Origin of the sequence: Elizabethkingia sp. YR214 (genome assembly GCF_003058195.1) — a bacterium.
In the GTDB taxonomy this organism is placed as follows: Bacteria; Bacteroidota; Bacteroidia; order Flavobacteriales; family Weeksellaceae; genus Elizabethkingia.
In genome coordinates, this window is sequence record NZ_QBUH01000002.1 from 61,291 (window position 1) to 86,746 (window position 25,456).

The 25,456-nt window shown below is 37.4% G+C and carries 17 protein-coding genes; 5 read left to right on the forward strand and 12 right to left on the reverse strand.

Features of this window, described 5'->3' with window-relative positions; all coding sequences use genetic code 11:
• Positions 1-6 precede the first annotated feature (6 nt).
• From C8J95_RS03460 to C8J95_RS03475, 4 genes are all read right to left on the reverse strand, one after another.
• Positions 7-513, reverse strand: coding sequence for a hypothetical protein (locus tag C8J95_RS03460; protein ID WP_107808760.1), 507 nt, complete (start codon positions 511-513; stop codon positions 7-9).
• Between the two features lie 128 nt (positions 514-641).
• Complete coding sequence (gene bla / locus C8J95_RS03465) at positions 642-1,535, reverse strand: class A beta-lactamase (protein WP_107808761.1); 894 nt, start codon at positions 1,533-1,535, stop codon at positions 642-644.
• 263 nt (positions 1,536-1,798) lie between these two features.
• A complete protein-coding gene (locus C8J95_RS03470; RefSeq protein WP_107808762.1) occupies positions 1,799-5,134 on the reverse strand; it encodes a DEAD/DEAH box helicase in 3,336 nt (1,111 codons plus the stop codon).
• 70 nt (positions 5,135-5,204) lie between these two features.
• On the reverse strand, positions 5,205-6,305 hold the full coding sequence (locus C8J95_RS03475; RefSeq protein ID WP_107808763.1) for a metallophosphoesterase: 1,101 nt from the start codon (positions 6,303-6,305) through the stop codon (positions 5,205-5,207).
• Between the two features lie 486 nt (positions 6,306-6,791).
• Here C8J95_RS03475 and C8J95_RS03480 point away from each other — a divergent pair, with 486 nt between their 5' ends.
• The 3 genes from C8J95_RS03480 (at position 6,792) to C8J95_RS03490 (ending at position 8,944) form a co-directional block, all read left to right on the forward strand.
• Positions 6,792-7,397: a Crp/Fnr family transcriptional regulator gene (locus C8J95_RS03480; protein ID WP_158267938.1), complete on the forward strand. Its 606-nt coding sequence runs from the start codon at positions 6,792-6,794 to the stop codon at positions 7,395-7,397.
• Positions 7,398-7,467: 70 nt separating this feature from the next.
• Positions 7,468-8,169 carry a DAPG hydrolase family protein gene (locus C8J95_RS03485; protein ID WP_221407233.1) on the forward strand — a complete coding sequence of 234 codons (702 nt, stop codon included), beginning with the start codon at positions 7,468-7,470 and terminating at the stop codon, positions 8,167-8,169.
• Between the two features lie 229 nt (positions 8,170-8,398).
• The gene (locus C8J95_RS03490) at positions 8,399-8,944 is read left to right on the forward strand and encodes a YcxB family protein (protein ID WP_107808765.1); all 546 of its coding nucleotides are present in this window, start codon (positions 8,399-8,401) and stop codon (positions 8,942-8,944) included.
• 127 nt (positions 8,945-9,071) lie between these two features.
• On the opposite strand, the gene C8J95_RS03495 is transcribed toward C8J95_RS03490, so the two are convergent.
• The 7 genes from C8J95_RS03495 to C8J95_RS03525 all read right to left on the reverse strand — a co-directional run bounded on the left by C8J95_RS03495 (position 9,072) and on the right by C8J95_RS03525 (position 19,803).
• Positions 9,072-10,022 (reverse strand): HNH endonuclease, encoded by a 951-nt coding sequence (locus tag C8J95_RS03495; protein ID WP_107808766.1) that lies wholly within the window; start codon positions 10,020-10,022, stop codon positions 9,072-9,074.
• 162 nt (positions 10,023-10,184) lie between these two features.
• Positions 10,185-11,081 carry a cation diffusion facilitator family transporter gene (locus C8J95_RS03500; RefSeq protein WP_107808767.1) on the reverse strand — a complete coding sequence of 299 codons (897 nt, stop codon included), beginning with the start codon at positions 11,079-11,081 and terminating at the stop codon, positions 10,185-10,187.
• A gap of 11 nt (positions 11,082-11,092) precedes the next feature.
• The gene (locus C8J95_RS03505; protein WP_107808768.1) at positions 11,093-11,983 is read right to left on the reverse strand and encodes a bestrophin family protein; all 891 of its coding nucleotides are present in this window, start codon (positions 11,981-11,983) and stop codon (positions 11,093-11,095) included.
• A 252-nt stretch (positions 11,984-12,235) separates the two neighbouring features.
• The gene (locus C8J95_RS03510) at positions 12,236-13,492 is read right to left on the reverse strand and encodes an efflux RND transporter periplasmic adaptor subunit (RefSeq protein WP_107808769.1); all 1,257 of its coding nucleotides are present in this window, start codon (positions 13,490-13,492) and stop codon (positions 12,236-12,238) included.
• Position 13,493: 1 nt separating this feature from the next.
• The gene (locus C8J95_RS03515; protein WP_107808770.1) at positions 13,494-17,867 is read right to left on the reverse strand and encodes a CusA/CzcA family heavy metal efflux RND transporter; all 4,374 of its coding nucleotides are present in this window, start codon (positions 17,865-17,867) and stop codon (positions 13,494-13,496) included.
• Positions 17,868-18,039: 172 nt separating this feature from the next.
• A complete protein-coding gene (locus C8J95_RS03520) occupies positions 18,040-18,354 on the reverse strand; it encodes a DUF6660 family protein (RefSeq protein ID WP_107808771.1) in 315 nt (104 codons plus the stop codon).
• 72 nt (positions 18,355-18,426) lie between these two features.
• A complete protein-coding gene (locus C8J95_RS03525) occupies positions 18,427-19,803 on the reverse strand; it encodes a serine hydrolase domain-containing protein (protein WP_107808772.1) in 1,377 nt (458 codons plus the stop codon).
• 361 nt (positions 19,804-20,164) lie between these two features.
• On the opposite strand from C8J95_RS03525, the gene C8J95_RS03530 reads away from it, so the two are divergent.
• On the forward strand, positions 20,165-21,139 hold the full coding sequence (locus tag C8J95_RS03530; protein WP_107808773.1) for a dipeptidase: 975 nt from the start codon (positions 20,165-20,167) through the stop codon (positions 21,137-21,139).
• Between the two features lie 3 nt (positions 21,140-21,142).
• On the opposite strand, the gene C8J95_RS03535 is transcribed toward C8J95_RS03530, so the two are convergent.
• A complete protein-coding gene (locus C8J95_RS03535; protein WP_107808774.1) occupies positions 21,143-22,291 on the reverse strand; it encodes an AraC family transcriptional regulator in 1,149 nt (382 codons plus the stop codon).
• Positions 22,292-22,545: 254 nt separating this feature from the next.
• Between C8J95_RS03535 and C8J95_RS03540 the strand changes: the two genes are divergently transcribed.
• Positions 22,546-25,455 carry a TonB-dependent receptor gene (locus C8J95_RS03540; RefSeq protein WP_107809014.1) on the forward strand — a complete coding sequence of 970 codons (2,910 nt, stop codon included), beginning with the start codon at positions 22,546-22,548 and terminating at the stop codon, positions 25,453-25,455.
• Position 25,456 lies beyond the last annotated feature (1 nt).

Below are 25,456 nucleotides of genomic sequence, written 5' to 3' on the forward strand. Positions count from 1 at the left end.
TATAGGTTATTTTTCAAAATAGGCAGCAATGTTTTTTCTGTATATGATAAGTACAAATCCCAGAAAAACATTAAGAGCACTACTGAGCAGAGTAAAATTATTACCAATCTCGGGTAATGGAATAGTAGAATGGTCTAATTTTACTTTATAATAGGCAGACGCTATGAATCTGGTAATATTACTAATTACCAGATAGCCTCCAATTATAAATAGTCCAACTGTTATAAGATTTCTGGAACTTATATTTTGAATATTAAAGCTCTCATTATCGAAGTTTTTATCCAGTTTAAAAAGATCAATTATTTTATCCGGATTTTTAATTAGAAAATATAGAATTCCAAAACATATGAATATGATAAGAATTATATATAATAATGCTCCTATTATTTCTAAAGAATCGGAATTAAGGAAAGCTATTGATATCTGAGAGGGAAGAAAAGAAAACAATGTTTGTATAAAGAAATACAAACCAACAATTTTTATTAATACCCTGAAAAAATCTTTATAGGTCATATAGTTAGAGTATGAAATTAGTGTAACAATCTAATAATGTGTCAATAGGTAAATGTGCCAATTCGCGTAATCGTAAATTTGCTTATAAGGTTCCACGATTTAAACAATTGCACAGTTTCACAACTAAATTATTTCTTATTAATGTAATAATCGTATGCTGCTCTTCCGATATCAGAGATGATTTTTTCAGAATCATCAAAGCTCTCATAAGTATTGTGAACGAAGACAGCAATATAAATCTTCTTCTTGCCCGGCAATTCTATTATTCCGTAGTCGTTAATAGCTCCGGTCATCCCTTCTTTATTGGTAAATGAAGTTCCGGTTCTGTGGGCAATTTTTACTCCGGTCGGGAGGTTGCCTTTCAGTCGTTTTTTGCCACTTACATTGTTCAGCATGGCATTGTATAACCATTGTGTATGGGCTTTGTTTAGTATCTTACCATTACTAAATTCTTGCAGTAACAGAGTCGCAGAATTAGGTGTAATTTTATTGATGAACTGAGAATCCCAGTCTTTATGCATTCCTTCCTCATCATTCTTTATGATAAAACTGCTGCTGTCTATAAATTCCTGTACAGTTTCCGGACCACCAATTAATCTGATAAGAATATCTGTAAGGTTATTATCACTATAGGAGACTGTCCATTTCAAAGCTTCTTCTAAAGTTATTGAGATATTTCCTGCCGGATATTTTTCTTTGAAGGGACTCCATGTATCATCCAGAAGTTCTTCTTTTTTGATAAAAAGTTTCTGAGCCATGGAAAGTTTTCCTTTTTCTACTTCATGGAGAACAGCGAGGGCTAAGGGAAACTTAACCGTACTTAGCATTGGCAACATCTGGTCTGCATTTATTCCGGTCACTTCTTTTTCATCAGGGCTCATTACAGAGATCCCGACAGTTGCCTTTTTGCCGGAAATAATAGATTCTAAGGTTTTCTTTAATTGGGAATTTTCTCGGGTTTGAGAAAAAACAGACATTGACAGGAATAATGCAACAATGCACAGAATAGCTCTTTTAGCCATAAATAATGATAAGGTATTAACTAATTTTTCGGGTCTAAAATAACTATAAAAACTCAAACCAAAAAAATAATCACAGAAAAGGGATGTAGGTGTTGGGTGTAAATTTGCTTATACGGTTAAACAGTTTTACAAAGATTAATCAATATGTCAATGGGTGAATATGTGAATGTGTTAATTTGCTAAACCGTATAATCGTTAATTTGTATATACAGTTTTACAGTTACACGATTGAGCGGTTTCACAATTGACTAACAACTAGTTCTTTACAAAATACTCAATAGGTCATCTTTGGAAAGGCTACTGAAGAAAGAGGTTTCGGTGGTAATAAGATCCTGAGCCAGTTTTTTCTTTTTCTTTTGCAGGTTCATCATTTTTTCTTCAATAGTATCAGAACAAATCATTCGTACAGCCACTACATTTTTAGTCTGTCCGATACGGTAGCTGCGGTCTATTGCCTGATTTTCTACAGCAGGATTCCACCATGGGTCTACCAGGTATACATAATCAGCCTCAGTAAGGTTAAGACCTGTACCACCGGCTTTCAGGCTGATAAGGAAAACCCGAACCTGATGGTTATTCTGGAAGTGCTGAACTTTTGCACCGCGATCACGGGTTTGCCCGGTAAGGTATTCATAACGGATGTTCTTCTCATCCAGCTTAGCTTTAATCAGATCCAGCATTTCTACAAACTGGGAAAATACCAGTATTTTATGCTCTTTAGATTTGTTTTCTATCTGCTCAGTCAGAATCTCAATTTTTACAGCATTATCCCCTGAATGCCCATCCTTTAGTAAAGCAGGGGAGTTGCATATCTGTCGGAGCCTGGTTAGTCCTGTTAGTACATGCATGCTTTTATTGTGGATTTCATCTTCCTCTGTAGCCGATATAAAATCCCGAACTTCCTTTTCATAGATATCATAAATTCGGCGCTGTTCCTCATTCATTTCGCAATAAATCAGCATCTCGGTTTTCTCCGGTAGTTCTGTAGCAACCTGCTTTTTGGTTCTTCTGAGGATAAATGGTTTTATTTTATTTTGAAGTTCTATAGCCCGTTTACTGTATTCGAATTTATCGATAGGAATGGCGTATATGTCTTTGAAATATTGCTTGCTTCCCAATAGTCCGGGACAGGCAAAGGAAAGCTGCCCGTACAAATCAAAAGTATTATTCTCTACAGGAGTACCCGTAAGTGTAATTTTGTTACGGGACTGCAATAGACGTGCAGCTTTATATCTTTCTGAGTTCGGATTTTTAATCGTTTGTGATTCATCCAGAAAGATGTAATTGAATTTGAATTTTCTTAGAAATGTAATATCCGAAAGTAACATACCATAAGTGGTTAGTACAACTTCGTATTGCTGGAAATTAGTGGTGCTTTTCTGTCTGTCTGCACCATAATGAGTTAGTACTTTTACAGAAGGTGCAAACTTAGCGAGTTCTTCCTGCCAATTGAAAAGCAGGGAAGTAGGTAGTACCACAAGGTTGGTTGTATGTCCATGTTTTTCTCTTTGCGAGAGGATAAAAGCGATAATCTGAATGGTTTTACCCAGTCCCATATCGTCGGCAAGACAGCCCCCAAAATTATGATCATCCAAAAAGTTCAGCCAATTTAGTCCCTCTTGTTGATAGGCTCTTAGTTCGGCATCTAAAGTTTCAGGTACTGCAACTTCAGGTATACTGGCCGTTACAGAAAAATGTTGCGTATACGTTGCTATTTCTGCCTGTACTTCTTCACTCAGGACTTCCTTTTCAAACAAATCCTGTATTTCGGTATAGCTTATTTTAGGGATTTTCAGCAGTTCTTCATCAATATCACCTGCCTGAAAGTAACGCGCAATTTTATGAATCCATTCTTCCGGCAGTATTCCAAGAGTGCCATCATCCAGTTGTACAAATTTGCTTTTGTTCCGGATTGCACGGTGTACCTGTTTTAGGCTTGCTTTTTTATTTCCAAAACCAACTTTTAGCTGTGCGTTGAACCAGTCAATTCCGCTTGTTACTTCTATATTTATTTTAGCCCGGTGCGGATTGAGCTTATTATTTTTTATATCATTGAATCCCAGTATGTGTATACCTTCGTTTCGCCATGATTCAAATGCATTTAGAAACCATTCATCATCCAGAAACTTATCTTTATGGAGATAAAAGTATTCATGCTCTTCCATTTGCTCTCTGAAATCGGAATGTTGCTCCATCACAATTCTGGTAAGTCTGATTTCAGCATTTTGATCACGCTCTATTTTAAACTCGTTCCCGTTCTGGTCGCTATCCAATAATTGCTTTCGCGAGTATACTGGAATTTCTACATTGCCATACTTCATTACCGGAGTGATGGAAATATAATTTCCTTCCTGATGAAGGTAAACAAGCTTTTCTATCTGGTAATCTTTATCGGCTAACTGGCTTGGTGTTGCCTGACGGATATAGCTGTAATTAACTTGTACTTGCTGTTCCAGTGGCGCCAATATACTCTGCATAAAAGCTTCGTATTTGGAATTGTGGATTATGAGTATTTCGTTATTGGATTTAAAGAACTGTATCACCCGCTGCATATCAGGATCTGTAATCAGGTAATAGACATTCCGGTAGTATACGAAATATTCGTTTCTGATGATTACCTGACTGAAGGGGAGTGCTGTATCACTAAATAATAACTCCCCGGTTACTTCATAAAAAGGTTCTTTTTGGAAAACATGGAGCTTGATTTCAGCTTTCAGTGTATTTAGGCTTACCGGAATCAATGATTTTGCCGATATGGTTTCTGCTACATCTCTGTCGTGGTAGTAGACTTCCAAATTTAGCGGATTTTGTACAATATGTTTTAGTGCTTCAGCTTCAGAAGGATTAGTTTCTCCATACTGATTGTTAAAGCTTGCTATAGCGGAGTAGAATTTAATTTCCGATGCCTGTTCTGTTTTCCAGAGCAGCTTCATTACATCAATACTGCTTACCGGATTTTTAAGTTTTCCGGTCTGGGTAATATCTGCCTCCATCAACTGGAAATTCAGCATATTATAGTACCGGTGTTTACCAATAACCAGAATCTGCCTCTTGTCAGTATTTTGTGTTGCCAGCTCTTTTATTAAAGACGGACGGCGGGGAAGCAAATCTCTTTTCAGAATATGTTCATCTATCTGCAGCAATTCTTTTATTTTAGGACTTACCTGTAGTCTTCCGTCAATATAATCCAGCTGAAAATATAGATCCAGATTGTTCTCTTTTTCCAGTCCATAGCTCTTTGCATGGGGGAGAAGGGTTTTATGCCGCAGATAAGCATCAAAGAAAATACGATAGTCTTTCTCTTCGATGATGCAGTGGATAATTTCGGCCTGATGTACACACAGTTTATCGTCGGCAAAATCACATGAACACGACGTTACCAGATTAGCACCCACCTGGCTAACGGCTACTCTGGGGAAATCTGCAAGAGGGGAGTTCTTTGTAAATACACCGGCATTTAGCTCCAGAGCAATAGGAGCGATATCCTGAAACTCCTTTACAGCTATAAAGTCCGCATTTGTTGTATGCTTTAGCAGATCATAGATGTGCAGTGTTCTTATATTAAAGTCCGGTAAGATATATTCCTTAGGCAATCCCATTCTCTGAATTAGTAAAGAACAAAAATAAGGATTTTAGTAAAGCTTACTTCTGTGTAAGTTTATCATAATTTTATAACAATACTTTATTTCCGGTAAGACCTACTTTGTACCATTTATTATTTTCAAATAAGGCAGCCTGATGGTCTCCTTTATGCTGGTTTACATCTACACCCAATACTTTTTTATTGTAATAAAAACCGACATTAGTTTTTACAATGGTATGACCTACAATAATTCTTTTTACCTGAAATAAAGACAGGGTCTGGTCTACAATTTTCTCATCTACTACAGGTTCTTTAAAGTATCCGCGGAACCAGAAAATACCATCTTTACTATTAAATATTTTCAGGATAGTGCTGTCAGTGACAGTGTTTTTAAGATTTTTCCAGCCAATATAAGGTCTGGCTATTTCATTTAGCTTTTCTATAGTTAGCCCCAGATCATTGACATCCGGAGAAATGCCACCATGCATGCATAGGTTATCTCCAATTTTTTCAATCAGATTTTTACTTCTCAGCCACCGGCCTAGTTCTGTTTTCTCACTGTATAGATCAGCATATGAAAGATTTAGTTTTTCAGCGTTCAGGAAATACTTCTGATCTACGTACTTAAAATTTCCTGCCAGATTCATAATATCGTGGTTGCCTAAAATGGTATGTACATAGCCTCCTTTCAGCTTGGCTTCTTCTTCCAGTTTATAAAGAAGCCACATCGTAGCCGGGACTTCGGTTCCTCTGTCAAATAAATCTCCACAGATTACCAGGTGGCCGTCTCCAAAGATCCATTCGTATTTTTTATTAATGACCTTGTTGGCTAGTAACAGGTCTCTCAGCGCATCGAATTCACCTTCAATATCTGACAGAACAAGCATTTTCTTGGGCTGGGTCCATGTAGAAGACTCATTTAAAATATTCTGTCTTAGTTTTACTTCAAAATTTTTCTCCGGTGCATCAGAAAAATTGATTCTCAGTTTTATTGCTTTCTTATTACTCTGAAGATATTGCTCCTTTTTTTGTCCACCCTGTTCTATTTGCTGTACAAGAATACTGTCGCCTTTATAGATGACATAAGGACCATCTGAGGAATTGATAGGGCCTTTTTCTTGTCCTTGGACAGAGCATAAACCGAAGACAAGTAACAATATAAATGCAGATTTTACAGGAGAAAACATAATGATATAGTATTAATCAGAACAAATATAAGGGATAATGAGGAATTGGTTGTTAGTTAATTGTAAAACCATGTAACCGTGTAACTGTTTAATCGTATAACCATATAAGCAAATTTACGATTGCACAAATTCACAGATTAACATATTATAATTGTAAAATCGTTTAACGGTGTAACTGTTTAGTCGTATAACGGTATTAACAAATTTATGATTATACGAATTCACAGATTAACATATTATAATTGTAAAACCGTTTAACCGTGTAACTGTTTAATCGTATAACGGTATTAACAAATTTACGATTACACGAATTCACAGACTAACATATTATAATTGTAAAATCGTTTAACCGTGTAACTGATTAATCGTGTGAACGTATTAACAAATTTACGATTACACGGTTTAGCAAATTAACACATTCACTTATCATTCCATTGCTATATGGCTGTATTAGCCTAATTTTATATTGAAATTGAATGGATGGTTATGACGGAAAAGAGTACAGAAGAATACCTGATTGATATATTTAAACTAAAAGAAGCTCCTCATGATAAAGAATGGCAGGAGCTAGTGGAAAATGCACGCTTAAGATCGTTTAAAAAAAATGAGGTTATTCTAAAGCAGCATCTGAGATTTACCGATGTTCTGTTTGTTGCGAAAGGTATATTGGCTTCGGAATTTACCATGAAGGATAAAACGGTAATCGGAAGATTTTTTACTCAGGGAAATCTTTGCACCAATTTCGACAGTCTTCTTAATCAAACCGTTTCTCAATATCAGGTGGTCAGTATGACAAATTGCAAGGTGATTGATATTTCAGCTGCACAGTTTATGGAGTATTACTACAATGGAAGTAGTGTAGGAATGATACTCCGCAAAATTGTGTTGAAGATTATTACCGAAGATATCTGGATGACCAATGTAAAACTAATGTATCAGAAACCGGAAATGATTGCTTTTATGCAACAGCATTATCCTGAGATTGTCCGTGATGTTCCGTATAAATACGTTGCCTTATTTCTGGGTATTACTCCCGAAGCCTACAGTCGCATCCTAAAGAAAGGACATAGTCGTATTCTGCCAAAGTCTTAACCAGGGTTAAGTTTTTCAATTCTCTTTCGCTCCTACATTTGAGGTATAAATAACCCCAAAAAATAAAGTTATGATAGCGGAAGATAAAGAAACTGAAACCATGTTTTCAACAGTTAATCAATTACTGTCACCAAAACCTATGCTATTGGAAACCGGTGTTAAAAGGTTGGATAATGGTATGCTTCAGATTTCAGTACGCACGGATCTGCATGGCTGCAAAAGCCATATGCTGGATTGGTGGTTTAAATATTTCGAAACAACGGAACATTTAAAATGGTGGCATCCACATGACCATGTCTCGCATGGTGGCTGGGACAGTCTTTGGGTGAAAAACAAAAATTATATAGGAGCAACAATACAGGCTACAGAATCTTTGGGAGATATTCCGCCGCTACCGGCAATAATCAAATTCCATGATCCGGCAGAAATATTCAATCCTGTATTATTAGATCAGGCATATGAAAATGAAGATGTAGGCGCTGTAGTATTTGCACGAATTGGTTTTGGTGAGCATGCTCCTGTAGACCATAATGGAGACCCTGTGGATGGTTATATGTTCCATGTTGCCCGTGATACACCATTTGGCTGTGTACTCAAAAGTCAGTTTTATTTAGGTGCAACAGTTGCCAATACACCCAAACCTTTACCAGAAGAGATTGGATTGGGACTTATGCAGCATTGCTATTCAGAATTTACCTACCTGTCACATTTTCTGGCTTCTATCTATTATGCCGAGAATCAGGATGGTGATAAGGCTCCGTTACCATGGTGAACACAAATATGAAGTACGAAGTTAGAATTAAGAAATTGGCCGTATGCCTTAAGTGATTTTATATGATCAATCAAAAAACTCCCGGCTATGTCGGGAGTTTTTGATGAGATTATTATATACATTTATCTAATTCTATATTATTTCATTTTCAGATATTCAAACGGCAGCCTCTTCAATTTGAAATAATTTTATCTTATTTTTGCCCAAACATTCACTAATACGAGCATTCATGGAATTAAATTATAAGCTAGAGGAACAGGATTATTTACAATTGTATATGTATGCTGCATCTAAAAACCAGGTTATAAAGCAGCAGCGACAGAGGGTGTTATGGCTTTTGATTATAATCTACATCATTTGTTCGTTGCTTATGTTTAGTATGAGTATGGTTTCTTTATTTGTTTTTATAGCAGCAGCTATTACTGTTACACTTATTTATATATATTACTATGAACGTAAGCGTTATGAAAAGTTTTACTTAAAGAATATAAGAACTAATCTGAAAAATAGGATAGGGGTTAATTATAAGACTGTATTTGGCCCTCACGATGTTATTGTGACAGAGCCTCATGCTGAAGCAAAGTTTAAGTATCCCAATATAGAACTTGTAGAAGAAATTAATGCCCATTATTTCTTTAAAATGAAAACCGGTGAAAGATTCATTGTACCTAAAAGTGCTGTTCAGAATCCTCAGGAGTTTAATCAGGTAATCAGCAGGTTGTCTAAAGATTATAATATTCAGTTGCAACAAGAACTTAACTGGAAGTGGAAATAATATTAGTTGTTGGTTGCTAAATTGTGTAACCGCGTAATCGTGCAACCGTAAAACTGGTATAAGTAAATTTACAATTACAGATATCGACTAATACCAGTTTTTGTAATTTAATTGATTATAAATATTTTTATTGAGCGTATCTTCTGATTAAAGCTTCCAACGAAATATCTTCCTTATCAATATTGATCTCCTTATTATGATACTGTTCATATTCCGATCCTTTTAGTTTATCAGCAATTACTACTCTGAAATTTTCAGGATTTATTCCTAATAAATTAAGATCAAACAAAGTATGTATATCAGCTCTTAATAGTAACCCATTGGAGAGATGATTGTCCTGATTACCTCTGTAAGGATTAATGTGAGCTGCTTCTAAGATATCAGTAATTTTACAACCTGTAATTACACAAGTATTGTTGTATTTTTTTAATAATTCTTTTCTAAAACTTTGTTGACCTCTTCTTAGTTTAATAGCTCTTTGTATGATTTCGCGTTCATCCTGATTGCTTATTGTATATTGTTCGGTTTCTTTTTGTATATAACCTTCCTCTGGTGTGATAGAGATAAGAGAATAGTCATTGGAAAAAACACTAAACAATGACAAAGCATCAAGATCAAGTCTTTGCATTGACATATTTGGGTTGTAGTTGCTACTATAATAAGGACGAAGTTGTGCCAGATCTCGATTTTGACTACTTATGTGGCTGAATGAACTAAATATAGCACTATATTTGGTCACCGTTTTAGTTTCCTCAATGGGAATTTCAAACTCATGACCTTTACTGCAACGATATTCGGGAAGCTTTTGTTTGCGTATATCGATAGTTGTATTTGCACATATAGGACATTTTCTAATGATTTTTTCACCTGTACTTTCTTTGACTTGTGCAATAGTGGCAAAGCCTAATACTTGTTTCTTGTCAATTATAATTGCTTGATCGCCAGCTTTTATTTGTTTAGAATTGGCAACGTTACTGTCATAATTATAGTATTCGGTAAGGCTATCCTGATAACTATCAATTAGTGAAGTTATATGGTTTTCATGGACAGTTTTAAGCACCCATAGATTTTCGGTCATTGTTATTTGTTTGTTGCTCAAATATCTAAAAATATTTGATGATTACAATGCAGATTTGTGTCTTATCTAATGACTAAATGGAAGATTAATATTTTATAAGCTTAAAAAAACAAAACCTTTCAGTACTCCTGAAAGGTTTTTGTATATCTGAATTTTTGTGTTTTAATCATGCATTTCGCTTTCGACATAGCCCTCGTCTTCAATCTGGAAGGTAGTATGGCTAATTTTGAAATTGCTTGTTGCCTGATCGGTGAGTATCCGCAGCATCTGATTATGTGGAATGCTCTGATCGGAGACAACATGGGCACTCATAGCATTGATACCAGAGGTTAGTGACCATACATGGAGATCGTGCAGACTTTTAACGCCCGGTACTTTTTCCATGGTAGTGCGCAGTTCATTAATGTCTACATCTTTAGGAGTACCTTCCAATAATACATGGATAGCTTCCATCAGAAGTCGCCATGTTCTCGGGAAGATCAGTAAACCAATACCTGCAGAGATCAGTGGATCGGCATAATACCAGCCTGTGGTAAGCATTACCACACCGGCAATCATTACTCCGACAGATGTCAGCATGTCTGATAATACTTCAAAGTACGCACCTTTCATATTCAGGCTGTCACCCGAACTTTTTCTAAGAATCATCATCCCGGCAATGTTCACTAAAAGTCCGATTCCAGCTACGATAAGCATTGCTTTGCTCTGTACCTCTGGTGGGTTTAGGAAGCGCTGATAAGCTTCGTAAAGCACATAAATAGAAATCCCTAAAAGGACAACAGCGTTGATTACTGCGGCTAGTATCTCGGTACGGTAATAGCCAAAGGTTTTGGAGGATGTAGCTTTTCGTTCACCAATTCTAATGGCAATATAAGCCAGTAAGAGACCGACAACATCGGTAAGCATGTGTGCTGCATCGGCTAACAGGGCCAAACTATTGGTGATAATCCCACCAATGACTTCAGCGATAAGGTAGAGACCACTGAAGGAAAGTACAATCAGTAAGTTTTTTTTATGCTTACTGGAGGCTGAAGCTGTTTGTATATTCGTTTCACTCATGGTGTTTGGTATTACATTTCGTAGTATAACGGATTTCTCTTTTTCTGTGACACATCTTGCTCACCAATCATTTCCCTTAGGTTGATTTCTATGGTCTGCGCCAAAGAAGTCATTGGTGTATCTACAGGAGTATTTTCAAACGGATCCTGCATAATAATAGCTGTTTTTTCAATAGCGATAAACAGGGTAGGGATAAGAATGGTAATTCCAATTTCTATAATTAACAGGGAAAGCTGAGAGTCGTCGAACCCAAATGGCAGAATGGCAGCAAATACATAGATAAGGCTATGTACCAAAATGCTGTAAGAACGTGGAAATACTGTATTCTTGATCCTTTCGCATTTCCCCATGCTGTCACATAAACGTGCTAATGTTTCATTCAGTTGTATAAGTCTGAACTCACTAATCAGACCCTTATCGGCCAATTGCTTTAGCTGTAAAGAATGTTCGTCCAGTAAAGCATTGGGAATATTAGTGGCAGCTATTCTGTGGTCGATAAGATAATCCTGAACACGATCTGAGAAAGGGAGCTTTCTGAGGGACTCTCCAAGAGCATAGTTCCAGATAATCTGGCGCTGGGCAAATTCCTGAATAATAGCCTCGCTTCCCAATGGAAGTACCTGGGTAATTTGACGTATAAATGTGCGGGAATCATTGACAATGGCTCCCCATATCATACGGGCTTCCCACCATCTTTCATAAGACTGTGAAATCCTGAAAGCCAGCAGGAGAGATACAGCTGTACCTACCAATGCCGGAATAGCAAGGGGAAGTGTTATTTTCTGAAAGGCTGGTAACTGATCTAAAATACCAATTGCCACTGCAAACATGGAGATCAGTAATAACTGGGATTTGATTAAATTAATAAAATACCAGATGGATATTTTCTTTTTTAGCAGCATAGTGTGTTGTGTTATTGCTTGTGATATATAAAATATGAAGGCGTTTTTATTTAAAAAAGTCAGTCCGGGTTTTTAATGGAAATGACGATAAATGATAATTATAGCGTAATAATTAATAATACTAAACAATATAAAATTAAACTTTTGAAAGCATATTCAATTATAAAAATGCATCAAAGTATTACACCGATTTACCCGGACTGACGTGTTTACATTAATTAAATGTGTGTTTTTGGGTTAATGTAAATTTATTTAATGTTCGTGCTCACCGACATTGGTAAGCTTAGCATTGACAAAGAAGGCCCCTTTTACTACAACTCTGGCATCGGGAGCAAGCGGCCCTACAGGTGTTATTGCCGTATAGCCCATATCGGATGTTCCTTTTATAATCTCAATTTTTTCGAAGTTAATGGTTTTGGCATGTGATTTTTCAACAGGAGCAGCTTCTTTTTTATCTTTTGATTCTGCTTCCTCATGTGCTTCCGGCTTTTTATTCGTTTGTATAAAAACATAGAATTTGCCATCAGCCTCTACAATCGCTTCGTTTGGAATAGCAGGTGTTGTGCTGTGATCCAAACTTACCACTCCGGTAATGTTCATTCCGTCAATAAGTCCGGTCTTGTTCCCGATCACAGTACAGTGTACCGCAATTGTTTTGCTTTCGTTCTCGAAAGAAGATCCAATGCTGTATACCTTCGCATCGTATTCCGTTTCAGGATTGTTGGTGAGTTTGAAATGTACGATCTGGCCAATACGCATTCTTGGCAGATCCTTTTCAAATACCTGTAAATCCAGGTGAAGCGAAGTGTTATCTATAATTTCGGCAACAGGAGCAGATACATCTACATAACTGCCAATCTGTGCTCTGATATTACTAATCGTCCCACTGATAGGAGCAGTAATAGCCAAACCTGTTCTCATACTTGCATTGGTAACAGAAGCCGGATTAATACCCATCATTTGTAGCTGTCTGGCTAAAGAAGCCTTTTGGGTAGACAAGGTTCTGAGTTCGGAAGAAGAACTCTGCAGGTTCTTTTTGGTCCCTGCATCGTTAGCATACAATTCATTTTGCCTTTTGTATTCTTGTTCGGCAAAAGCAATTCTGCTGATAGTAGTAAGATACTGTTCCTGCACGCGGATGTATTCCGGATTGGCAATTGTGGCAATCACCTGACCTTTGCGAACATAGTCTCCTTCAAGAATATTAAGAGTTTTTACAACCCCGCTGAAAAGAGCTGCTACCGTTGCTTTATTGTTATTGGGAACACGAAGCAGACCATTGGCTTTTACAGTAGCCGTTAGTTCCTTCATTTCTATGGGACCTGTAGTAACGCCGACTGACTGTATCTGGTCTTCGGTAAGGCTTGCAATACTCGGTGCTGCCTCTTCATGGTCCTTAGCTTTTGCCGGCTGTTCGGTTTTAGCCTCAGGAGCAGCTTCTTTTTTGCCACAGCTGGTGAAGATTAAAGAAGCAGTTATCAGGTAAATTATGGTTTGTTTCAGTTTCATTTTATTGATTAATTATAGAATTAATAATAACCACAGATTGGTTTACTTGCTGTATAGATTCCAGATATTTCAGCTGGATATTAGTTGTTGTCTGCAGGGCGAAAAGATATTCTACATAAGAAATATCCCCGGTGCGGTATCCGAGTTGTGCTGCTTTAGCAATTTTTTCGGCATTAGGAATGGCTTGTTGCACATAATAATTGTACTGGTCCACATCCTGTCGGTATTGGCGCATAGCAGTATCAAACTGTGTTGTCAGCTGTTGCTGCTGCAACCTGGCATTATTTTCTGCAGCTTGCCTTTGGTATTCCAGTGATTGTATTCTGGCTTTGGTTGCACCAAAGGTAAGCGGAATGCTCACACCAACGTTTACCGAGTTAAAACGGTTCCAGCCATTGTAGTATTTTTCTCCGCCATTATTGGTAGGATGCATACCTGTAAGAGACTGGCTGGTGACACCTAATGTAAATTCCGGTAGGCCCTGAGCTTTTTCTATTTTTTTGTTTTTCTCAGCAATATCCATTTCCTGATAAAAAGCTCTTACCGACGGATTATTGGCAATTACACTACTGTCCAGAACATAGTCTATTTTTAAAGGAAAATAGGCTTCTTTAGGAGTTACTTCTATAGATTCTGAAGTGTTCAGTAAGGTTTTCAGATTCTTATAAGCATTGTCCAGATAGACCTGGTTCTGTTTAAGTAGTAGGTCAATTTCTCCTTTTTGGGTTTCTGCAGTACTGATTTCAATCTTTTTAATATCTCCGGCATTATACCTTACAGTAGCAATACGGATGAAATCCTGATAGAGATTGTCCAGACTCTCCAGCTTGGTTTTGTTAAACTGCAGGTATTCAATCTGGTAATAATAAGATCTTACCTGTTTCAACAATTCATTTATAGAGACTTCTTTCTCAATCTGTCTGCTTCTGATGTTGGACTCTATCAGTTCCTTTCTTGCCTTGAAGATAGTAGGGAAGGGAACGGTCTGAGAGATTGCAAATGAATTGTCAAACTTTGGACTGTTGTATTGCCCCAGCTGTGCAGATACGCTTAGCTGTGGGAGCTCTTTGGCTGTTGGCCTTAGCGCTTTGGAGGTCATAATGTTCAAGTCCTTGGACTTCATTAGCAGGTTATTTTCTACAGCCATTTGTGTTGCCTGTTGAATATCGATGGTTCTGGTCTGTGCCTTCAGACCTTGTCCTGCCAATCCTGATAACATAATGAATAGCACGATTACCGTAGCTTTAGGTTTCATCTTTAGAATACGGCCTTTTACTTTTTCACTGAAAATAATATATAACATAGGCAGTACAAATAGGGTGAGGAAGGTTGCTGTAATCAGTCCACCGATAACTACAGTTGCCAGTGGTTTTTGTACTTCGGCACCTGCTCCTGTAGATATAGCCATTGGCAAAAACCCAATAGAAGCCACAGTTGCAGTCATCAGAACCGGACGCAATCTGGTTTTGGTTCCCTCAATAACTCTTTTCAGAACATCGGTTTCACCTTCTTTTTTCAGCTGATTGAAGGTACCTATAAGTACTATACCGTTAAGCACCGCAACACCAAACAGGGCAATAAATCCGATTCCGGCACTGATACTGAAAGGCATTCCCCGAACAAGAAGGGCAAATACACCACCAATAGCACTCATCGGGATAGCTGTAAAGATTAGAGCAGCCTGTTTGAAGGAATGGAAGGTGAAGTATAATAGCATGAAGATTAGAAGTAATGATATAGGTACAGCAATCATCAGACGATCGCTGGCCTCTTTAAGGTTTTCAAACTGACCTCCATAGGTAAAGTAATAACCATTTGGAAGTTTTATCTCTTTATCCAGCTTTTGCTGAATATCTTTTACCACACTGGCAACGTCACGGCCACTTACATTAAATCCGATTACAATTCTTCGTTTTCCGTCTTCACGGCTTATCTGTGCTGCTCCCAGTTTGTAATCGATATTAGCCACCTGTGAAAGCGGAATTTGTAAACCGGATTTGGTAGAAATCATAAGGTTGTTGACATCGTCTATATTGGTACGGCGAAGGCTGTCCAAACGCACCACAAGATCGAATCTTCTCTCGTTTTCATAAACCTGGCCAGCCGCTTTACCGGCAAAGGCTGTGCTTAGAACATCATTGACATCCTGAATGCTGAGTCCGTAGTTGGCCATACGTGTACGGTCATATTGTACATTGATCTGTGGCAGACCACTTACTCTTTCGATCTGAGGAGCTGTAGCTCCGGGAACCGTCTGAATCACTTTTCCTACTTTATCTGCATATACCGCAAGAGAATCCAGGTTCTCACCAAATATCTTTACGGCTACATCCTGACGGATACCGGTCATTAGCTCGTTAAAACGCATCTGGATAGGCTGATTCTTTTCGAAGAATACGCCTGGAATACTTTCCAGTTTTTCACTGATCTCATCCGCTAGTTCATCGTAAGACTTTTTGATCTTCCATTCGCTTTGTGGTTTTAGGACCACAATCATATCTGTAGCCTCAGGCGGCATAGGGTCGGTAGGTACTTCGGCAGCACCAGTTTTCCCGACTACCATTTTTACTTCATCAAAGCTTTTTATAATCCGTGAAGCCTGCATCGAGGTTTCGATACTCTGGCTGAGTGAACTTCCCTGCGGAAGGATACAGTGGTAGGCGAAGTCACCTTCCTGCAGCTGAGGTATGAATTCACCACCCATATTTTTAAAGATGATGAGCGTACCAAAGAATATAAATGCAGTACCTGCTACTAACCAATATTTTATTTTAATTGCTTTTAATAATAAAGGCTGATAAATACTTTGCAGTTTATTCATCATCTTATCTGAAAAAGTTTCCTTGTGGGAGATCTTTTTAGATAAGAACAAAGCACTCATCATCGGGATATAAGTCAAAGAAAGGATTAAGGCTCCCAGAATAGCAAAACCTACAGTTTTAGCCATTGGCGTAAACATTTTTCCTTCTACACCCGCAAGCGTAAGGATCGGAATATATACGATAAGGATAATAATCTCACCAAAGGCAGCACTGCTTCTGATTTTGGAAGCTGAAAGGAATACCTCTTCGTCCATTTCTTTCTGGGTAAGTCTGTTCACCGACTTTCTGAGTCCCAGATGGTGTAGTGTAGCTTCCACAATAATAACAGCACCATCTACAATAAGACCAAAGTCTATCGCGCCAAGACTCATCAGGTTGGCACTTACACCAAAGACATTCATCATTCCTAAAGCAAATAACAGAGATAATGGAATAGCAGAAGCTACAATAAGACCTGCTCTAAGGTTTCCAAGGAATACGACTAATACAAAAATTACGATAAGAGCACCTTCAATAAGATTCTTCTCTACTGTGCCTATTGCTCTTTCTACCAGATCTGTACGATCCAGAAATGGTTCTATAACAACGTCATCCGGAAGTGACTTCTGAATGGTCGGGATTTTAGCTTTTACATTGTTTACGACTTCGTTACTGTTAGCGCCTTTCAGCATCATAACAATACCCCCTACAGCATCTACTTTTCCGTTGTAGGTTAGAGCGCCATAACGTACGGCACTACCAAAGCGTACATCGGCAACGTCTTTTATAAAGATAGGTACACTGCCGGTTTCATCTTTTACCGCTATATTTTTAACATCATCTAGCGAGGTAACAAGACCAATACCACGGATAAAATAAGCATTGGGCTTTTTGTCAATATAGGCACCTCCGGTGTTCTGGTTGTTCTTTTCCAGCGCGTTGAAGATGTCGGTAACACTGATGCCCATCGCCCGCAAACGGTTAGGGTCTATCGCTACTTCATATTGCTTTAGTTCACCACCAAAACTGTTGATTTCTGCTACGCCGGGTGTTCCGTTTAGCTGTCTGCGGACAATCCAGTCCTGCATGGTGCGAAGGTCCTTGGCGCTGTATTTTTTCTCACTTCCTTTTTTAGGGTGCAGGATATACTGGTATATTTCTCCAAGTCCTGTACTTACAGGTGCTAATTCTGGAGTTCCTACACCTTTTGGAATCTCTTCGGAAGCTGTTTTTAGTCTTTCACCTATAAGTTGTCGGGCGAAATAAATGTCTACGTTTTCGTTAAATACTACAGTAATAACGGAGAGCCCAAATCTTGAAATACTTCTGGTTTCGTGTATCCCTGGTACATTGGCAATACTTTGTTCTATAGGAAAGGTTACAAGTTGTTCTACTTCCTGGCCTGCAAGGGTAGGGCTTACGGTAATAATCTGTACCTGATTATTGGTGATATCCGGTACGGCATCTATGGGAAGCTTTGTAGCGCTCCATACGCCCCAGATCACCAGTAAAAGTGTCATAATACCAATAACAATTTTGTTGTTGATACTAAATTTGATGATTTTATCTAACACGGATTATAATTTAATTTTTAATGATTTAACGTCCATATAATCAGCATATAACATGATGTTAAAAGCCGACTAATGGTACTGCAAAGATTCAACAGAATGACCATGCAACACTATTGCAAAGTTTCTGTTACAATACTTCATGGCCGTAATACAGCCATTTGGTAATTAAAAATTAAATTTTAGGGGGTTGCCAGATTCCGTAGGTGATATCGAATGCTGACATAACAGGAGTACTAACGATTTTGTCATAATATACCGGTGAAACAGTATTGATGCTGAGAGCAGCAAAATTGGCTGCTGTAATGTGCATACCGCAACATGAACAAGTACAGAATGGCGAACATAAATCGCTATGATAATCGTCCTGGGAATGTGAGTCTTTTTGGACAGTGGTTTGTGTATTGCCTGTATAGAGAGAAGCATCACTGCAAGATACAGTGAGCAGGAATGTAAAAAATACAGCAAGTATAAATCCTAAATGCTTCACGATACAAACTTACATACTTTTTTTGAAATTTTGTAAAGTATATATGTTAATAGTGTTATAAATCAGTTAATCCTATTTGTTCTCCAGTTTATTGATAATACTTTTAGCATTCTCATTTGCAGGATCTAATGTTACAGCACGCTTGTAGTTTTTTAGGGCATTGGGCATGTCTCCTTTAGTAAGATAAGCTTCACCCAGACTGTCGAATACATTACCCGATTTAGGAAATAGCTGGGTGTTGTATAGGAAAACTTCAATTGCATCGTCTGTACGTTTTTTATTGAGCAGATAATAGCCAAGGCTGTTCAAGCTATCTTCGCTGTCAAATGCATAAGTATTCTCATACTGTTTTTTTAGTAGCTGGTAGCGGTTTAGTATTTCTTTACTGTGTAACTGGTCTATATCGTTCTGTAATAGTGGCATTACCTGTTTTTTGATTTGTTTGTAAGGCTTTCCATCGAGTATATTCTGGATAGCAGTGTTGAAATCAAACAGGTTATTTTGCTTATTATTGGTCATCAGAATAATAGCTCTGCCTTCTTCCGGACTGCAAACAAGTAAAGCCTGATAGTTTCGTGCAGTACCATCGTGTTCGAAATGAATAATTTTATTATCAGTCATTTGGCCTTTAGATCCCAATCCGGATTGTTTGCTTGGCGAGTAAGGTATCAGAAGGAAACGGGTAGACTCCGGGGATATTATTTTGAAATTGACTATGCTTTGAGACCACTTATAGAAATCGTCGAGATTAACTGCTGTCCATCCGGAAATAGGAAGGTCCATAGGGTCTTGTTGTCCTTTTTCGTCAAAAGCATGTGCTACTAAAGATTCCTTTTCTGTAGGGTCGATTACGGCATGGGTAATTTTATTAGGAATAAGTAATTCTTTATATACGAAATCATTAAATGAAAGTCCGGTGATGCGTTCGATAATCCTGCGTTGCAGGAACACATTATTGTTATTATAGGCGTACTGCGTACCTGGTTCAAAGTCTAATTTTTCTGTTTTCATCAGATTGGCCATATTGTCCTTATCGGATTTTACATTCTTCCACTGAACATCGGGAATACCACTGGTATAACCTAGTAAATCCCTTATGGTGATGCTTTTGCTCCAGGTTGGTAATTCAGGTAAGTATTGGGACAGATTATCGGTAAGTTTCAGTTTGCCTCTGTCTTGTAGCAGCATTATACCTACAGCATTAAATTCTTTGGCAATAGAGCCTATGTGAAATCTATAGTCGGTAGTTAGCGGAGTGTTTTTATGAGTATCGGTATAGCCAATTGCTTTTTTGTAAATCACTTGATGGTGGTCTACGACCAAAACATTACCATTAAAAAGTCCGTTAGCTGCTGCTTTCTCAAATACAGCTTGTATTTTTTGAGCTTTCTGCGTTTGGGAGAAAATAACTCCGGAGAATGTAAGACAAATAAGTAACGCTGCTTTCATAAGATAGTTGTTGGTGTTAAAAGTTCTAAAGAGGCAAAGGCAATACTTTTTTCACTTGTATTAAGCTCTCCTTAATCATTTTCGTTGTTATAATTTTTTTCAAATCCAAATGGTTTTTCATATGATTCAATAGATTTTATAATGTTTTTAACATAGAAAATGGCATATCCGAACTTTGTCAATAGGCTTTAGATAGTATATTGTTAATGTCGTAAAGTTAAATAAAATTCTTTTTGATCAGAGTATTTGGCCGCAAACAATATAGTTGTGACTTTATCAGATATATAGACTGTATTTATACTGTATCTCGTATATTTGACCATTACATATATAAATTTTATCCTCCTTAAGACATATAATTATGAAAAACTATAATATAGACCTTCACTGCGATTTGTTGTATTATCTGCTAAGACCGGGAACAAGAATTGATGATGGAGAAATTGGCTGCTCGCTGCCTTTTCTGAAAGAAGGAAATGTAATGCTTCAGGTAATGGCTTTGTATACGGCAACTGCTAAGGGGAGTAGGGGAGAGGGATTAAGGCAGAGTGAGATTTTTGCGGAGCTTACCCGAAAAGAAGGTTTTTATTTGTTTGATAAAGAGTCTTTAAGCAATCTGGAGAATCAAAAAGGAGTGGGTATTGTAGCATCACTAGAGAACGCTTCTAACTTCTGTGAAGAAGATATGGATCTGGATAAAGGCTTCGAAAACCTTGAAAAAATTATTGAGAATACAAAGGGAATTTTCTACATAGGAATCACACATCACCATGAAAACCGCTTTGGTGGAGGTAACTTTTCTCAGGCGGGCCTGAAAGACGATGGTAAAGTACTTATAGATTATCTGTCGGATAAGAAAATAGCTATAGATCTGGCACATACAAGTGATCAGCTGGCGCATGATATTTTCAATTATACTGCGCAGCGGAATTATAAGATTCCGATTTTGGCAAGCCATTCTAATTTCCGTTCTGTTTATCCTAATAACAGAAATCTCCCTGATGAACTGGTTAAAGAATTGATTGCTAGAAAGGGACTGATCGGGATCAATTTTATTAAAGATTATATCCATAAAACCAATCCTGAATTCGTCTATGACCATATAGCCTATGGAATGGAGTTGGGAGCTGAAGATAATCTGGCTTATGGAGGTGATTTCTTTTACGATAAAGACCATCCGGATAAATCGAGGTATCCTTTTTTCTTTGAAGGAATGGATGATTCCACCGCTTATAATACAATCAATGAGAGATTAATAGAATTATATACACTGGAGGTTGTAAACAAAATCAGTCATCAGAATGCACTGCGTTTTATACGTGAATTGTGGGAGTAGTTTCTAAAAAACAGCTGAGCCTTCATCTCTCTGCCGGACTATATTTTTATAGTATTCGGAAGGTGTTTTGCCGTTAATCTCTTTAAAATAACGATTAAATGAGGATTTGGATTTGAATCCGGCTTCATAGGCAAAAGAAAGGAAGTTGATATCTTCATCCTTTTCTATGGCCTTGTTAATGATCTGTTTAAAGTATTCTATTCTGTATTCATTGATGTAGGAATAGAAAGATTTGTGCTTATACCCGTTGAGCATTTCACTGATCTGATATTTATTGATACTGGTCTGTGCAGAGAGCAGATCCAGTGTCAGATCGTAATTTCTGAACAATTGCTGTTTAACGACCAAATTATCCAGTTTTTCCCATAGTTCCCGAAATCGGGATTCGTAATCTATGGTCTTGTTTTCTGTAATCGTTTCTGTTTGATTATTAGCTAATAAAATAGGATTTCCGAATGTATTGGTAGAGGTGAGAGAGGAGCTTTCCTGTGTAAGACTTTTTCTCAGAATAAGAAGGCATATAACCAAGAGGAGTGTGTAAGCAATGCTTCTCACTATGTCATTAATAATTTGTGTGTATTGAGGTTGGATATGGATTAAAACTTTGGAAATAATAATGATACAATCTGTTAAAAGCATATAGCCAGAAATTCTTATAATAATTAAATAATCGCTGTGAAGAAGTATTTTATTGTGTCCCCCATTTGCAATGAGTATACTTTTAATAGGATAGTATAAATTGGTAGCGAATATTACAATCATACTGGTATTATTGTATAAATCAAGCAGTCTTTGATCCACCCGGTCGATAATAAAGAAAACAGCTGAAATGGTAAAATAAGCAATCATCAGGACAAAGAAAGGGATGAAAATATACCATTTGGTTGCAATATTAAAGTCTTTTGCGGATTTAGTCAGTGTGTACAGGTATATCAAAGGTCCATAACAGGCAGAAATAAAGGTATTCATTTGTTGTTTGATACTCTCGTCTGGTATGAATTTGAAGATGACAAACTTAATGATCAGATGAACAGCAATAGCCGAAAGAAGGATGATAAAAAGGTTATTGGAGATAGCTTTCTTTTCTCTGACTCTTAAAAACCAAAGTGATATTAATGCCTGAAAAGCGCCGATAATAACGATATATTGCATATTCTCCTTGCTCTATTACAAAGGAAGTATATAAATGTTACACTATCATTATTTGATTATTATTTATCTATTAAAAATGCTGCAGTGATGTTAATATTAAGTTCATAATTAAATAACAAATAATTAAGGTTATTTAATTTATTGATTTTCAGTATTGTAATAGTGCTTTTCCAACGAGTGACACTTCTGGAATTATGATTTTTTCTGAAGGACGAAATAAAGAGACAAGAGCTCCAATTTTGCCTCAAAAAAATATGAAAGATTCTACTGGTTTTCACAAATGGGAAAGAGGAGCAATTAAAGTATCGGTATTCTTCTTACTTGCATCTTTTGGAAGTATTCATGCACAGACGATTAAAGGAACTGTGGTTAGTAAAGTAAACGGAGCGCTTCCGGGTGCTAATATATCCATTGTAGATGCTAATGTTAAGGCTGTTTCATCTTTGGATGGTGATTTTAATTTGCTTTCGCCAAGACTCGGTGAGGTTAAACTTAAAGTAGAATATATTGGTTATCAGACCCAAACCTTATCTATTGTCTTGAAGGAAGGAACAAACGATATAGGCTATGTTAGCATAGAACCTGAGGATAAGAAAAACAAAGATAAAATAAGCAATATTGAAGGGGTTGTTATATCGACAAGGGCCAATGCCCTTACGCAAGCAAAAGCTTATGAAATAAAGAAAAATTCGAATGCCATTATGGAGGTTATCGCGGCAGATGCTATTGGTAAACTTCCGGACAGAAATGCTGCAGAAGCAGTGCAAAGAGTTCAGGGAGTAGCTGTTGCCAGATATCATGGTGAAGCAGATCAGGCTACGGTAAGGGGAACTCCTTTTGCATGGACATCAACACTTTTCAACGGAAATCGCCTTCCGAGCGCCAATGTTTTAGGAAACAGATCTTTTGTTCTGGATGTTGTCCCTTCGGAGCTGATACAGTATGTGCAGGTCTCTAAAGCGGTTACACCAGATATGGACGGAGATGCTATAGGAGGCAGTATTAATTTTATTACAAGGACAGCTCCTGCTAAAAAAACATTGAGTGTAAGCGGGGCGGGTGGTTACAATACATTTTCACGTAACGGAACCTATAATGGATCAATAGTGTACGGTGATCGGTTTTTCAAGAATAAATTAGGTGTAATCTTATCCGGTGCTATCTGGGACAGGCAATGGGGTGCAGATTCTTTCGATGCTTCTTACAATACCGGTGCAGCTAATGAAATAGAAAGGAAATCTATCAGTACAGTGATGATGAAGAGGTATATGGGGACAAGAAGAACTATTGGTCTGAATGGCGGACTGGAGTATAAATTGAATGCAAATAATAAAATCTACTTCCGGGGAATGTTCAATAAGTTTGATGATATCCGTCCGGTTTATGAATCCTATGTAGACTATACCAATAGCAGGTATCAGTACAACTTTAGATATTCCCATTATCAGACTGAATTATACGGAATGGAACTTGGTGGGGAGCATAGCCTGTCTTCGAAAATAAACTTGGACTGGATGCTAAGTAATTATAAAGCAGACTATTTCCTGAATACACCTCCGACAAACGAAACAAAAGGACTTCCAATAGCAACATTCAGACAGAAAATAACCAGTGGCTTTAACAATCTTACAAATGGTAAACGTTATTGGGGATTTGATTCCCCACAGGGAATTGGTGGAGAGTATATGGATTATAGTTTTGATGTGAAAGATCAGAATGAAAAAATGAGCCCTGATAAGCTTTTGCTTTCTCAACTGGTTATCGCAAAGCTGGATAACAGTGAGCGGGATAAAATTGCAAGGCTGAATTTAAAATATGATATCAGTCCTAATGTTACATTGAGAATCGGGGCTAAATACAGAGAAAAAGACAGAAATAGTACCTATGGTTACAGTGCTGTATACCTGCCTGGTGCTTCGGTAGGTATTCCAAATGCACCGGCTTTGTTAGCGCTTTCTCAGTTATCGACGACGGATCCTGCTAAAGGTGCTCGCTTTTTGAATGGAATGAATGGTGATTACAGCTCATATGTGATGAATCCGCCCACAAAAGATCAGTTATTTCAGATGTATTCACCTGAGTTTTTGCAGAAGAATGGTTTCAGAGACTTTTCGAATGCCGCAAGTAATGCAACAAGTGTATATACCGGTGAAGAATCTGTTTTTGCAACCTATGCAATAGCAGAACTTAAAGCAGGTGATAAGCTTAAAATTATCGGTGGATTCAGAAATGAAACCACAAGGCTGACATTAAACGGAGCAAAATCTACAAAAGAAGGAAATTCAACTGTCATCACTCCTTCGGTTGTAGAAAGCAATTATAATGCATTTCTTCCAATGCTTCATTTACGGTATAATCTGTCTTCTCAGGCCAATCTGAGATTTGCTTATACCAGATCTTTTATCCGTCCTAATTTTGGAGATATGTCACCTGGATCCAGTATAGACAATACGACAAATCCTTTTACCATTACAAGAGGAAATCCGGACCTAAGACCTACTTTTAGCCATAATCTGGACTTGATGGGAGAGTATTATTTCAAAAATATAGGTATTCTTTCCGGTGGTGTATTCTATAAAAAGATCTCGGATATTGTTTTCTCGGATACCTCTATAATGAATATCGGAGGTACAGATTACAGGGTAACCCAATCTAAGAACTTACAGGATTCAAATCTATTAGGCTTTGAAGCTGGAATTAATAAACGTTTTGACTTCCTGCCAGGGTTCTGGAATGGTTTCGGGATTGAATTTAACTATACTTTTATCAATTCGAATGTTGAAGTTCCGAGAACAGACAAAAATGGTGTGCAGTATTTTGATAAAATATCACTTCCTAATCAGTCTAAAAACCTATTTAATGCTATTCTGTATTACGAAAACAAAAAATTGATGGTTCGTTTAGCTGGAAATTACAGAGGAAAATCAGTTGAAACAATTAACCAGAACCTTGGACCTCAGTATTATATCTGGTCTGATAAGAACTTTACAATCGATTTTTCTGCTAGTTATGATATTAGCAAAAGCGTCAAATTGTTTGTTGAGCTGAATAATTTAAGTAATGAAAGCCTTAGACAGTATATGGGAGATAACAAAAAGAGAATTACCTCGCATGAGTGGTATGGCAGCAGAGGGCAATTAGGAATCCGTTGGCAAATATTTTAAA